A 12,951-nucleotide genomic window follows, 5' to 3' on the forward strand; every position below is an offset into this window, starting at 1 on the left:
GGTGGACAAGGCATGAAAATCATTGATGCCCATATGCACCTATCTCATATCGAAGAATTCCATCGAACAGCTAGGCAATTATCGGGTGTAGATTATAGTGCAAATGGATTGCTGCAAGAATACGCAGACCATAATGTTGTGCTCGGAATTGGAATGGGGTTGGCAGAAACTAAGGCGGATGGGTTCCCGGACGCAGACGCAATAAATCCGATGATACTCGATATGGCAGATGATATGCCGGCTTCGATTGCTTATTGTATTGGCATTAATCCGTATCAATGTGATGAAGATTCGTGGAAGCGGGTTGAGCAGGAGCTTCAGAAGCCTAACGCCGTTGGATTGAAATTATATCTTGGCTACTATCCCTTCTATGCCTACGACCAAGTCTATGATCGCGTATACGAATTAGCGGCGAAATATGAGGTGCCGGTTGTATTTCATAGCGGTGATACCTACTCAGAAAGAGGGCTGTTGAAGTATTCACACCCATTAACGATAGATGAGGTTGCGGTTAAGCATCGGGAAGTGACGATGATGATGGCGCATTTCGGTGATCCATGGGTGCTGGATGGGGCCGAGGTTGTGTACAAGAACCGTAATGTGTATGCGGATTTGTCGGGACTGCTTGTAGGAGACTCAAGAAGGTTTGCCCGTTTGGATGAGGAGTCACCGTTGTTTTTCCAGCATTTGCGCCATGCCATCGTGTATTGTGACCATTATGATAAGCTGCTTTTCGGTACAGATTGGCCGCTTGCGCCGATTGGGACGTATATTGAATTTGTGAAGTCGATCATTCCCGAGAAATATCAAGAAAATGTATTTTATCACAACGCCTTACGGGTGTTTCCTAAGATTCTTCCGCTTGTTAGGTAATAGCACAAAAGCAAGGGGAAGAGACATGAACCCATACGAGTTGTTGAGGATGCGCATAGATTATCTTGTAAGGCTTCCACTCTTTAGTGGAATCCACTCACACTAGCAGAGGTAAAGGTGGTCGTCATCATGAGAACGTCTCGACGCAAAGGTACGACGCCGAAGCAAAAGTTGTCCGCCTCGCCTAAAGTTACCTCAAGAACTATCAGCAAGCCGGGCAGAACGAAAGCTTCTGCGCCTTACATGAATCAAAATGTATTTGGACTAACAGCCCCAACTGACCCCGCTGCATCATCGGTTGCTGTGAATCAGGAAGCGGCAGGCGATGCAACAGGCGGTCCTTATGCATCGTTCAATAGACAGTACGGAATCGACGATCTGATGAACACGTTCGGCAAAATTCAGAAGATGTTCGGCATGTTCCAGCAAGCGCGATCCATGTATAACACATTTCAATCGTTAATGGGCCCTATCGCGCTCACGAAAGGGACTCGTGCAAAAGCGGTCAGCCGGCGTCATTCTGGAAAGCGAGCGCGCAAATTGAACCCGTCGATTCAATCGCATTCATCTCGCAGCGCTGCAAGCACAGGACAACGGGCCGCACGCAAGTAGTGCAGCCCCTGTCTCCTTCTCCTTGCGACTCAATTCAGGCTGCGATATCACCTTGAGCCGATAAATAGAGTGCACACCAGCACATCAGCATGATTTCGAGATTCCCATTGATGGGTAATATATAGATATAGAACAGGGACAATGAGAAGGAGCCAGCCTTCTTTTGTCCCTGTTATCAAATATATGCTATACGTTAGTTCTGCGTTTTCTCTGGTTCCGGATACGTAATTCCGAATGTATTAACCGTAACCTTTTTCATTTTTTGTTCCTTTTCAGGCTTGTCGTCAGCCCCTTTTGGCACATTCACGATCGCCTGAGCGGTCTCCATACCCTTGATTACTTTACCGAACGCTGCATAGTCCCCATCTAAGTGAGGTGCGTCTGCTACCATAATGAAGAACTGGGAGCCTGCTGAATTCGGATCTTGAGAGCGCGCCATAGATAGGACGCCTTCCGTATGCTTCAGATCATTTTCCACACCATTATTTGAAAATTCACCCTTAATGGAATAGCCAGGCCCACCTATGCCAATGCCTTGCGGGTCGCCGCCTTGAATCATAAATCCAGGAATGACACGATGGAAGATGGTTCCATCATAGAATCCTTTGTTTACAAGCGAGATAAAATTGTTCACGGTGTTAGGAGCCTTATCCGGATACAACTCAATTTCCATGCTGTCTCCGCTCTCCATCTCGATTGTGACGATTGGATTTTTGGAATTGGATGGTTTTTTGGTGTCTTCCTTTTCGTTTTTCGATGCTTGCTTATTGCTGTCTTGAGCCGTGTTTGTGGTGTCTGCCGCTCCATTTTGTTCAGAAGCCGGCTTGTTGCCGCAGCCAGCGACAATAAGCAGTACGGCAAGCATGAGGGTGAAGATTTGAATATAGCGTGTACGCTTCAACTACATAACCTCCTTGATTGTCCAGGCCCTTTTGCCATAGTCTCATTAACACATTACCACATATGAGCAGCGAAGCATAATCCTAAACAACTACGGAGACAATCAATAGGGCAAAAATCATCGTGGTTACTACCTTTAAGAAACCAATGAAATGGTGATGCTTCATAGCTGGATTAATAGACTTCATGCACATCAGTACATAATGTGTGGCGAAAGCGATATTAAAAATTCCGTAAATTGTCAGTGTTGTTCCAGTCTGTTGTATGCTATATTGGAAAATGTGTTCAAGAAGAATACATATGTCTACTGTACATGGACAATCAATTTGTTTTGTTTGCGTGGACAGGAAGGAGCGTAGATGATGAAAAAATTAGGATTATTTCCGCGCATTGTTATTGCGATCCTGCTCGGAATTGGCGCGGGGTTTATTATGCCAGATTGGTTTATACGCATATTTGCTACGTTTAATCATATATTCGGGCAATTTCTGAGCTTTCTCATACCGTTAATCATTCTTGGCTTTATTATCCCTGGCATAGGTGAGTTGGGACGCGGGGCGGGCAAGCTGCTCGGTATTACGGCGTTAATCGTTTATGTATCGACGGTTTTGTCAGGCATACTCGCTTACGTAGTATCGAAAACATCATTTCCGTGGCTGCTCTCAGGAGCATCCGGACTTAGAGCCAACAATCCAGAAGAGATGCTGCTAAAGAGCTTTTTCAAACTGGATATGCCGCCTGCATTCGATATTATGACTGCGCTGCTGTTATCGTTCGTCATTGGCGTCGGTATTACAATTTTAAAAACCAATGTGCTGCTTACGGCTTCGCTGGAGTTTAAAGAGATTATAGGCAAGGTAATTCATACGATTTTGATTCCGATGCTTCCGTTTCATATTGCGGGTATTTTTATGAACATGACGCAGGCTGGAGAGGTTGCCTTCATCTTGCAAGTATTCTTGAAAGTATTTATTATGATCTTAATTCTTCATTTTGTTGTCATAATCGGACAGTACACAATTGCGGGAATTTTAAACAAGCGCAACCCAATCTCGATGCTGCGTACGATGCTTCCAGCGTATTTTACCGCACTAGGTACGCAATCATCAGCAGCGACGATTCCTGTGACAATGTCTCAAGTGAAAAAGCTAGGCACTGATGAAGAGGTATCGAACTTTGTAGTGCCGCTGTGCGCTACAATTCATATTACCGGCTCTACCGTAACAATTACTTCAGTAGCCAGTGCGATCATGTATATTAACGGGGCATCATTGTCAGTAAGCACGATGCTGCCATTCATTTTCATGTTAGGCATATCCATGATTGCGGCACCAAGTGTGCCAGGTGGGGGCGTGATGGCGGCTGTCGGATTGTTTCAATCGATGCTTGGCTTCAACGAAGCAATGATCAGTCTGGCTATCGCGCTCTATATTGCACAAGACAGCTTCGGAACAGCTGCTAATGTGACAGGAGACGGAGCGATTGCACAGATCATTCACTCCTTCAAGCAGAGATTAAGATTGAATGAAAATACCAAAGAACAGACAATGGAGTAACGGTATAAGAACACGAATAGTGAGAAGGGACAGGCAACAGCTTGTCCCTTCTCTTTCTGTTTCCATCATGTGGTAATATATAGTAAGGCAGTAATGTCGCATCCTATTGAAAACAAATCTACCATGAGAAATACAGAGAAGGAGGATTTCACTACTATGAAGAGCAAGAGTTATCTGCCTATGATCAAAATGATCGTATCGATGTGTATTTTTGGCTCTATCGGATTTTTCTCAGAGCATACCGGTCTGCCTTCGATGGAGCTTGTCTTCGTCCGGTGCATCTGTGCATCTTTATTTTTGGGTCTCTGCTGGATCGCAACTGGACAATATCGGAGGGAAAAGTGGAGCAAGCGAGAATTGCTGCAAACGTTAGCGTGTGGCGTGTTTCTCGTTGGAAACTGGGTGTTCTTGTTCAAATCTTTTGAATGGATGTCCATTACGATAGCCATCTCGATTTATCATCTTGCCCCGGTCATTGTGGTGCTGATGGGCAGTATATTATTCAAAGAAAAGCTAACGGTATGGTCTGTATTGTCTGTTGGTATTTGTTTCGTAGGTACTGTTTTTGTTATCGGTATCGAGGGAGGGGCAAGTGCTGGCGAATTATTATCATCCGGAGTAGTATGGGCTTTGATGGCAGCCGTCTTTTATGCAATGACAACCTTGCTGGGCAAGGGAGTTGTCGAATTAAGCGGGTATGCGATTACGATTATACAAACGAGCCTAGGAATCGTGCTGCTGCTGCCATTCGTTGATATGTCTTCTTACTCTACATTAACAGCTGGCAATTGGTTTGCGATTGTAGCAACAGGCTTCATACATACGGGATTTGTTTATTTATTATTCTTTGACAGTTTGCGGGAACTGCCGACACGTATGATATCGGTACTGGTCTTTCTTGATCCTGCCGTCGCTATATTGTTGGACACGCTCATTACAGGTTTTCGGCCAACGACGCTGCAGATCGGAGGGATTTTGCTCATCTTCGCGGGAATGGCTTGCGCCATGATAAAGCCCAAAGAACAAGCGAAGCTTACTTGTGATTGAGCGAAGTTACGTAATTGAAATCGGCTTATCATAGGGTCGTAGCATTGATTTGGGGAGCAATCAGTCGAAGGGAGCCCGTCTATATGGAAAAATTGTTGAAATGCTGGATGCGCCTTGTAATGAAGTGAGCTTCCCGACTAATTGCTTTATAGCCTCTTGTTCGACAACAACAGAATGACGTCCAATCCGTGATATGCTGAAATGTTCCACGAGTTCGTTAGGCTGCACGGACTCTGGGCGATCAATGATGCCGCTCCAGTAAGCAAGCCATCCAAGAAGATGCTCTGGGCGCGTGCTTGCCTGTCGAGCAGCAGCGATGGAAAGTGAACAATTCCTTTTGGATAAGCGATTGTTATAACTTGATGTCATTTCTCCGAGTACACCATCATGAAAGGACATAACTTTATTCGCGACTTTAAAGCGGTGCGAAGGCTGCTTATGTGCAGCGCGAATCGCTTGCGCTTCTATTGATACGCCTCTGCATGTACCTGGATAAGCGGAGCCTTCAGCAGCCAAACCATGAGGGGCGTGCGCGATAGACTGCAGTTCAGCCCGACTACAATAACAGGGATAGAGCCAATCATTCTCATGCAGCTTTTGCAAGGCCTCTTCATAGTAAGATTGGCGCAAGCTCTGTGTGTATGGTTCATATGGGCCGCCATTGTTACGCAGTACTAGCTCTCCATTTACACTTCGCATTTGCAGCCATGCCAATAATGCTGTCATTGCATTGCCAAGGTGCATTGATCCCGATGGAGTTGAGCGAACCTCCCTCTTCTAATCAACTTAATCACCATTTCCCGTCATTAAAATGTGTATGTGCCCTATCATATGGAAATCGTCCAAGCGCGTCGAGCGGTCAAGCTTGAGGCGAATCGTATTCTTTCAGTATTGACCACTGCTTCTCTCTACATGCCGCATGACAATCAGGATCAACCAGTTGGCTGCTTATTCCTCTAAAAAAAGATTGACAATCCCTGTTGAGCGTACTAATCTAACAATACTGATAATCATTATCAATTATAAGACTCGGGCAATAAGAAGGTGAAGCATGAAGAAGTTAGTTGTCGCGACGGTCATTATCTGTGCCGTGTTATGGTCAAGCTGCACGAATGTGGTGTTAGCACAACAATCTGACAGCTATGAACTCGCAAAGCAACTTGTATCAGCTGCCAAGACAGCGGTTGACGCGGCAAGCAGTTCTCACATTACAGAGGGGAATCTAGCTTTCCAAAAATTTAAGGAAGTATGGAATGACAGTAAACGAGCTGTAAAGAAAGAGAATTGGAAGGCAGCCAGCAAAATTGAATCGAGTATGGCGCTTGTTGCGAATCGCTTGCTGAATCATGATAGCAACGAGATGAAAGAGGGACTTGAACAGCTCTTGTCGACTGTAGAGACCTATGAGAAGAGCATTCTCGTAGCAAGAGCAAATAAAAGCAAAGGCGCCATGACGCTAAGTGAGTATGTAACATCACTCGAAACGACGAAGCAGCAGATTCAAGATGGAAAAATTGCGGAAGCAAAATCGAGCATTGAAATGCTGGTTCAATCTTGGCTTACGGTAGAGGCGGATGTAGTGACCCAATCGCAGCAGGTGTATAACGAGTCCGAGCAAAACTTAGGTCTGCTGCTGTCCTATGTGGACTCAAAGCCAGAGAAGGCAATCCGCACACTGCAGCAAATGATCGACAGCCTAACTCCATTGGAGAATAATGCTTACAATATGTGGGATGCGGCCTTGATCCCCATTCGTGAAGGCTTGGAGGCTCTTCTGGTCATTGGCTCCTTGCTGACGATTGCGAAGAAAACGAATGAACAGAAATCCTCACGATGGGTATGGGGGGGAACCGTGCTTGGCTTAGCTGCCAGTCTTATTATTGGGCTGATCGTATCTTACGTGCTATCTGCGTCGATGTTTGGACAGAACAATTTTGTGCTGGCAGGTGTGTCTGGGGTATTTTCTTCACTGATGCTGCTCTATGTCGGGTACTGGCTGCATAGCAAATCCAATATAGAGAAGTGGAACAGCATGCTTCAGGAAAAGAAGAGGGAAGCGGTAAGCGGCAAAATAGTCTCCTTTGCGCTCATTGCTTTTTTTGCCGTTCTGCGTGAGGGATTGGAAACGGTCATTTTCTTGATCGGATTGACTGGAAAGTTGAGTACATTTGAACTGGTTAGCGGGCTGTTAACAGGCTTCGTGATTCTCTTGATTGTCGGTGTGCTGATCCTGAAGCTGGGTGTTCGAATACCGTTGAAGCCATTCTTCTTAATTTCCACAGTTATTGTTCTATATATGTGCCTTAAATTTATGGGAAGCGGCGTACATAGCTTACAGCTGGCAGGCCTGATTCCTTCCAGCATTTCAGACCATATGCCGACGATTTCGGCTTTGGGCGTATTCCCGTCGCTGTACAGTACAATTCCACAGCTTGTCATTATCTTGTTCATTCTTGGCATGCTGTTCATACCTAAGCGCAATCATTCATTATCGAGTAGAGAGGAACGAAGTCTATGAAGCGAATTCTATTATTAACAACAATTGCATGTACATTCTGGATGGCTGCAGGCTGCTCCAGCAGTTCAAGCACGGGTACTGATGGAGCGAATACTGGGAAGCAGGCCGTTCAAGAAAGTGCACAGGATTCTGGCATTACCAGTGAAATGAAGGACTCGGTTGATAAGCTCAATGGATTCATCGACAAACTGGAACAGGCTGTTAACGCCAATAAAATGGACGATGTCAAAAAGCAGGGCAAAGAAATGAACAGCTTTTGGCTTTCGTTCGAAAATGGGGTTCGCACGGAATTCCCGTTCGAGTATACGGAAATTGAGAAGCATCTTCAACCTATCTATATTGAAGCGGTTAAGGATGAACCGAATACAGAAACGATGAAGAAAGAGATACCATTGCTGAAGACGGCGCTGTCTGAGTTGGCTTCTGCGAAGAAGGGCAATAACAAAGCAAGTGAGCAGCTCCAAAAGGCTGCAGGCGAATATAAAGCATATGTACGGGAGCAAAGCAAAGAGCTTGTCTCGGCGACTAAGGCATTCACGGATGCAGTTATTAAAGGAGATATGAATGCTGCAAAGGAATTGTATCCGAAGGCACGTGTCTTCTATGAACGAATCGAGCCGATTGCGGAAAGCTTCGGTGACCTTGATCCAAGCATTGATGCACGTGAGAACGATGCAGAGGATATTGCGAAATGGGGAGGCTTCCACCGAATTGAGAAGGCTCTCTGGATCGAAAAGAAGTTGGAAGGTCAAACCAATGTGGCGAAGCAGCTTATGAAGGATGTAGCCCAGCTTGATGGCATGATCCAAAATGTGCAGCTTACACCGGAACAAATGGTTGCTGGCTCTATGGAATTGTTGAATGAGGCCGGCATCTCGAAAATTACTGGTGAGGAAGAGCGCTATTCTCGTATGGATTTGGTTGACTTAGCAGCCAATGTAGAGGGCTCCAAGGCAGTCTATTTGACAGTGAAGAGCGCGCTCGTAAGCTCACATTCAGATGTAACGGAAAAACTGGATAAGCAATTCGAAGAGTTCGAAATAGCATTGAACCAATATCGCCAAGGCGATTCTTTTATCGCCTATGATAAGCTTGAGGAGAAACAAATTCGCGATATGAGCCAGAAGCTCACTTCGCTGTCGCAGACGATGTCTCAAATTGCGAATGTGTTGTAAGAGGGGAATGACCAGCAATGGACGGAAAGCAATCAAGCAAGCTGAGTAGACGGGAAATGTTAAAACTTACGGCATTAACAGGAACGTCAGTTGCGCTTGGAGGACTAGGTGCGTTCAGTCTTCTGAAGCCTGAAGCAGGCGAACAGAAGGAGACAACCGAAGAAAGTAAGGAGTCGGAGAAGGGGATTTCCTTTTACGGGAAGCATCAGGCAGGCATCGCGACACCACAGCAATCATTTATGTACATAGCTGCACTCGATTTGACGACGAATCGCCGGAGTGATGTCATCAAGCTGTTCCGGGATTGGACCAGTTTAAGCTATGTGTTGACGAAGGGGGAAGCTATTAGTACGAAGCAAGATAATAAGTACTTGCCGCCGATTGATACGGGAGAAGCATTGGACTTCTCATCCAGTCGTCTTACGATTACATTTGGTTTTGGTTCAAGCTTTTTCTTGAAGGACGGAGTAGATCGATATGGCTTAGCCAAGCATCAGCCGCGATTCTTAAAGACGCTCCCTTCATTTGCGAATGAGGAACTTCATCCTGAGCATAGTGATGGCGATTTGTGCATACAGGTATGCGCAGATAATCAGCAGGTCGCATTTCATGCAATACGCAATTTAACACGCAATGCACTTGGCCTTGCAACCGTCAGATGGATGCAGCATGGTTTCCTTGGCATGAAGGAAGGGAGAACGCCTCGCAATCTATTTGGCTTTAAGGATGGGACGGCCAATATCGATACGAGCAAGGATATGGAGATGGAACGGGTTGTATGGGCAGGGCAGGATGAGCCAGAATGGATGAGCGGCGGTTCTTATATGGCCTACAGAAAGATTAAGATGTTTCTAGAAATTTGGGATCGTTCTTCGTTGCAGGATCAAGAGGATACCTTCGGAAGGTATAAATACTCTGGAGCTCCCTATGGCCGTGCCAATGAATTCGATTCGGTTGATATGAGTGCACAGCCTGAAAACTCGCATGTTCGATTAGCAAAAGGAACCGGACAGGAGATTGTGAGAAGAGCTTATTCTTACACAGGCGAATTGGATACAAAGACGGGCTATTCGGACGCAGGCCTGCTGTTTATCAGTTATCAGCAAAATCCATACAAACAGCTTGTCCCTATGTTAAAAATCCTAGGGCAGAAGGATAAGATGAACGAGTATACGAAGACGGTGGCGAGCGCATTATTTGCAATGCCAGGAGGGTGCGCACAAGGACAGTATATCGCTCAGGCATTATTTGAATCGTAATTAATCCAAAAGCAGACGGTAGAGGAACAACCCCGGCAGCAACAGCCGGGGTTGTTGGTGTGGTTAGAAACCGAAACCGCAACCCCAAGAACGGCTAATGATGACGAGCAAAATGAAGAGAACAAGAATTACGCCAATGCTAGTGAAACCTCCACAAAAGCCTCCAACTGGACCACATACTTCAGACATGTTCATTGGCTCCTTTCATCATGCATTTATCTTACGTTATATGTGTATGTAGGTTAGAAGCACGCTGACTAGACGAATAAGGGGAAGGAAACGCCTAATTTATATGCATTCTAGTCATTTGACAAGTCGTGGAGCATGGAACATAATAGCTCTATTGTCCTATTATCCATAGACATAATGATGAATGCCGATAGACATGGGGGAAGAGTTGTGATTCAAGGATGATGAGTTGGCTTTACTTAATTGGTGCGATTACACTGGAGATTATCGGAACGATTTCAATGAAGATGTCGAATGGCTTTACAAGGCCAATACCGTCCGTTCTGATGATTGTCTGCTACCTGCTCGCATTTACGAGCTTGAATTTTTCACTAAAGCAGATTAATGTTAGTGTTGCATATGCCATATGGTCTGGTATGGGAACTGCTGCGATCGCAGTTATCGGATATTATTTCTTCTCTGAGTCAATGTCTTGGATTAAGGTTATCTCTATCCTGCTCATTATTCTCGGCGTAATTGGGTTGAATTTGCAGGGTGGAGGTCATGAAAGCAGTCAATCTGATGCAGTGAGGCCAGCACTCGAAGCGGATGCAAAACTGAACCGGACAGAGGGAGCGCCTATTGCCATGGAGGACGAGATAAGCGGCCCCGAACAAGGTGAGCAGCATCGTGTTCAAGGCTAGATAGAAGGCGCTTAGATAGGTGTCTGGTGACAAGTGGACTGCCAATGGCCAATCTTTGTTGATGAGAATGATGCCGATTCTGTATTGCGCACGAAGTTGCTGGAGAACAATAGTTTTTTACTCCGAATGCGGAACTAAATCAGATGCTCTTAGCGACATTTCTTGCTACGAAAGTTGAGCTTTTGAGAATCATATGACCCGAGAGAGGGACACGTTAATACAAGTGCCCTCTCTCGGGTTCTTTGCGTCTAACCGTCTTTGAAAGATACTGCCCGCTTGCTGTAGGCTGATTGATAAGTACAACGAATATTGCTCGATGGAATTTACAACCGTTATGGGCTTGGGCCTTTATTCCGTCAACATTAATCAAGGTGCGGAGTGACAAGGTACAGGCAACTAGAGCGGATCTTACCGAACGGTACATCAATATTGTTCATGGCTCCCTCCTGCTTAAGTTGGATGCTCATCGCATTGGAAGGCATTATATCCCTTGAGAGGGGTAACTATGTTAACATGATAAATATATGTATTTTTAAGGTGGTGGGGAAATGGCATCGGATGCACTATTGACATTAAAGGAAGTTACGAAGAAATATGGTGATCGAGTTGTTTTGTCGGATATTTCGCTAAATATTAAGCAAGGAGAATGTATCATATTAAGAGGAAGCAATGGATCAGGCAAAAGCACGCTGCTTCGAATTGTGACCGGATTAATTCCATTCACGTCGGGCCAACGAGTACTGAAGCATTCAAAAGTAGTGATCGGGTATACGCCCGATCGGTTGTCAAAATTAAGGATGACATCAACGGAATACCTGACCCACATGGGCAAAATATCAAATGTACCAAGAAATGATCTTCAAGAGCGCATTAAGGAGCTGCACACGTTTTTTAATCTCGAACAAAGCCAAAGCGTAAAGATGACTCATTTCTCGAAAGGGATGCTGCAAAAAGTTAACTTAATGCAGGCTACGATCAATAGTCCGGATCTGCTTGTGTTGGATGAACCTTTCTCTGGTCTGGACAAAGAATCGATCGAGCATTTGCTTGCTTCCCTGACAACAATAAAAGCAAACGGAACATCTATTTTAGCTGCTGTTCATGATCCTTTACTTGCAACTCAATTAGAAAGTCGTATCTATTGGATTCAACAAGGCAGGTTAAGGGAGGAACGTATCGAAGCTTCTCAACGTCCGTGCACTACATTTTTCGAGCTTGAATGTGTTTTAACTAAGGGAGCACTTGGCCACCTAACGAGTCTTTTTCCACAGGTTACTTGGAAAGATGAAAATGGCCGGATTACATTTATCATTATGCAAAAGGATTATCATGGTTTTATGATTGAATTCGTACATAGAGGCGTAGAGATCATCACCTTACAACGAAAGGAGATGGCCCACTCATGATTTCTATGTTTTCGTTTTTACATACCTGTTTTATGCGCTCCTATCGATATGGACCGCCTACTTTTGTTTTTATCCTTGGAATCTTTTTTGTTTATAGTGTAGTACCTAATCCAGTAATGGAAAGCTATGCGTTTTCTACATCATTTCTATTTGTTGTTGCATGCGTATTATGCTATACAATCATTGATCTCGAGACACCTAGCCAAGAAGCAGTGACGATGATACACTCCGGCAGCTTATATCGTCTTTATTTATCAAAATTATTATATAGCTGGATCTTTACTATTCCACTTGCCCTATACGCAGTACTGTTTCCGGCGATCTTTCACAAATTTTATAGGAATCCTAGCTTTGAAGAATTATTCATGTCTTTACTCTATCATTTATCTATATCCTGGCTAGCAGTTTCGTTAACCTGCTGGTTTAGTTCGAAATTCATTCGTTCGCGTGTAACGTCTTTCCTAATGCTAAGTCTTTTAGTCGTTATTACGTTTAGTGCAACACCGCTCGAAAATCTATTACCAGAGAGGCTGAAATATGCAATTTTACTATTCCCGCCCCTAAACAAAACGCTAAATGTTCTATCTGATTATGACGATACGGCATTTATTGTAAAAATATCGGCGATTGGAGCATCACTACTTTACGGGATCATGATAGGTGCTTTATTCTTATTTGTACTTAATAAACGTAAACTAGATTCACCATAAGAAAGAAATGCACATCATTTTTT

Annotated in this window: 13 protein-coding genes; 10 read left to right on the forward strand and 3 right to left on the reverse strand. The window is 44.6% G+C overall.

The annotated features are described in order from the left end of the window. The first annotated feature begins 12 nt into the window (after positions 1-12). Entirely contained in the window at positions 13-873 is an 861-nt protein-coding gene (locus ACQ5BJ_RS00785; protein ID WP_005549507.1) for an amidohydrolase family protein, read from the forward strand. Positions 874-1,002: 129 nt separating this feature from the next. Further along, complete coding sequence (locus ACQ5BJ_RS00790) at positions 1,003-1,485, forward strand: hypothetical protein (protein WP_005549505.1); 483 nt, start codon at positions 1,003-1,005, stop codon at positions 1,483-1,485. 193 nt (positions 1,486-1,678) lie between these two features. Here the strand turns inward: ACQ5BJ_RS00790 and ACQ5BJ_RS00795 are convergent, their stop codons facing one another. Next, positions 1,679-2,386, reverse strand: coding sequence for a peptidylprolyl isomerase (locus ACQ5BJ_RS00795; RefSeq protein WP_262866784.1), 708 nt, complete (start codon positions 2,384-2,386; stop codon positions 1,679-1,681). Between the two features lie 361 nt (positions 2,387-2,747). Here ACQ5BJ_RS00795 and ACQ5BJ_RS00800 point away from each other — a divergent pair, with 361 nt between their 5' ends. Together ACQ5BJ_RS00800 and ACQ5BJ_RS00805 are read left to right on the forward strand one after the other, a co-directional pair. After that, positions 2,748-3,941, forward strand: coding sequence for a dicarboxylate/amino acid:cation symporter (locus tag ACQ5BJ_RS00800; protein ID WP_005549501.1), 1,194 nt, complete (start codon positions 2,748-2,750; stop codon positions 3,939-3,941). Positions 3,942-4,097: 156 nt separating this feature from the next. Continuing rightward, a complete protein-coding gene (locus tag ACQ5BJ_RS00805) occupies positions 4,098-4,988 on the forward strand; it encodes a DMT family transporter (protein WP_005549500.1) in 891 nt (296 codons plus the stop codon). Positions 4,989-5,048: 60 nt separating this feature from the next. Here the strand turns inward: ACQ5BJ_RS00805 and ACQ5BJ_RS00810 are convergent, their stop codons facing one another. Then, a complete protein-coding gene (locus ACQ5BJ_RS00810; protein ID WP_306416472.1) occupies positions 5,049-5,714 on the reverse strand; it encodes a glutamate--tRNA ligase family protein in 666 nt (221 codons plus the stop codon). Between the two features lie 105 nt (positions 5,715-5,819). On the opposite strand from ACQ5BJ_RS00810, the gene ACQ5BJ_RS00815 reads away from it, so the two are divergent. The 4 genes from ACQ5BJ_RS00815 (at position 5,820) to efeB (ending at position 9,940) form a co-directional block, all read left to right on the forward strand. Further along, a complete protein-coding gene (locus ACQ5BJ_RS00815) occupies positions 5,820-5,948 on the forward strand; it encodes a hypothetical protein (protein ID WP_268593605.1) in 129 nt (42 codons plus the stop codon). Between the two features lie 91 nt (positions 5,949-6,039). Then, entirely contained in the window at positions 6,040-7,506 is a 1,467-nt protein-coding gene (locus ACQ5BJ_RS00820; RefSeq protein WP_005549497.1) for an FTR1 family iron permease, read from the forward strand. Then, the gene (gene efeO / locus ACQ5BJ_RS00825) at positions 7,503-8,681 is read left to right on the forward strand and encodes an iron uptake system protein EfeO (RefSeq protein ID WP_430107862.1); all 1,179 of its coding nucleotides are present in this window, start codon (positions 7,503-7,505) and stop codon (positions 8,679-8,681) included. Before ACQ5BJ_RS00820 ends, efeO begins: the two co-directional genes overlap by 4 nt. Before the next feature lie 17 nt (positions 8,682-8,698). Continuing rightward, positions 8,699-9,940, forward strand: a complete 1,242-nt coding sequence (gene efeB, locus ACQ5BJ_RS00830) for an iron uptake transporter deferrochelatase/peroxidase subunit (protein WP_430107865.1) — start codon at positions 8,699-8,701, stop codon at positions 9,938-9,940. Between the two features lie 63 nt (positions 9,941-10,003). Here efeB and ACQ5BJ_RS00835 read toward each other — a convergent pair whose 3' ends face one another. Next, entirely contained in the window at positions 10,004-10,129 is a 126-nt protein-coding gene (locus tag ACQ5BJ_RS00835) for a hypothetical protein (protein WP_005549493.1), read from the reverse strand. A gap of 221 nt (positions 10,130-10,350) precedes the next feature. Here ACQ5BJ_RS00835 and ACQ5BJ_RS00840 point away from each other — a divergent pair, with 221 nt between their 5' ends. Both ACQ5BJ_RS00840 and ACQ5BJ_RS00845 read left to right on the forward strand, forming a co-directional pair. After that, positions 10,351-10,812, forward strand: a complete 462-nt coding sequence (locus ACQ5BJ_RS00840) for a DMT family transporter (RefSeq protein WP_005549492.1) — start codon at positions 10,351-10,353, stop codon at positions 10,810-10,812. 548 nt (positions 10,813-11,360) lie between these two features. Beyond that, on the forward strand, positions 11,361-12,218 hold the full coding sequence (locus tag ACQ5BJ_RS00845) for an ATP-binding cassette domain-containing protein (protein ID WP_005549491.1): 858 nt from the start codon (positions 11,361-11,363) through the stop codon (positions 12,216-12,218). Positions 12,219-12,951: the final 733 nt, after the last annotated feature.

This window comes from Paenibacillus sp. B1-35, assembly GCF_050474385.1.
Taxonomy (GTDB): Bacteria; Bacillota; Bacilli; order Paenibacillales; family Paenibacillaceae; genus Paenibacillus_B; species Paenibacillus_B alvei.

Bases quoted from the DNA above. Each gene is read 5' to 3' on its own strand.
- ACQ5BJ_RS00785 (WP_005549507.1), top strand. From the start codon at position 13: ATGAAAATCATTGATGCCCATATGCACCTATCTCATATCGAAGAATTC.
- ACQ5BJ_RS00790 (WP_005549505.1), top strand. From the start codon at position 1,003: ATGAGAACGTCTCGACGCAAAGGTACGACGCCGAAGCAAAAGTTGTCC.
- ACQ5BJ_RS00800 (WP_005549501.1), top strand. From the start codon at position 2,748: ATGAAAAAATTAGGATTATTTCCGCGCATTGTTATTGCGATCCTGCTC.
- ACQ5BJ_RS00805 (WP_005549500.1), top strand. From the start codon at position 4,098: ATGAAGAGCAAGAGTTATCTGCCTATGATCAAAATGATCGTATCGATG.
- ACQ5BJ_RS00810 (WP_306416472.1), bottom strand. From the start codon at position 5,714: ATGACAGCATTATTGGCATGGCTGCAAATGCGAAGTGTAAATGGAGAG.
- ACQ5BJ_RS00815 (WP_268593605.1), top strand. From the start codon at position 5,820: ATGGAAATCGTCCAAGCGCGTCGAGCGGTCAAGCTTGAGGCGAATCGT.
- ACQ5BJ_RS00820 (WP_005549497.1), top strand. From the start codon at position 6,040: ATGAAGAAGTTAGTTGTCGCGACGGTCATTATCTGTGCCGTGTTATGG.
- efeO (WP_430107862.1), top strand. From the start codon at position 7,503: ATGAAGCGAATTCTATTATTAACAACAATTGCATGTACATTCTGGATG.
- efeB (WP_430107865.1), top strand. From the start codon at position 8,699: ATGGACGGAAAGCAATCAAGCAAGCTGAGTAGACGGGAAATGTTAAAA.
- ACQ5BJ_RS00835 (WP_005549493.1), bottom strand. From the start codon at position 10,129: ATGTCTGAAGTATGTGGTCCAGTTGGAGGCTTTTGTGGAGGTTTCACT.
- ACQ5BJ_RS00840 (WP_005549492.1), top strand. From the start codon at position 10,351: ATGATGAGTTGGCTTTACTTAATTGGTGCGATTACACTGGAGATTATC.
- ACQ5BJ_RS00845 (WP_005549491.1), top strand. From the start codon at position 11,361: ATGGCATCGGATGCACTATTGACATTAAAGGAAGTTACGAAGAAATAT.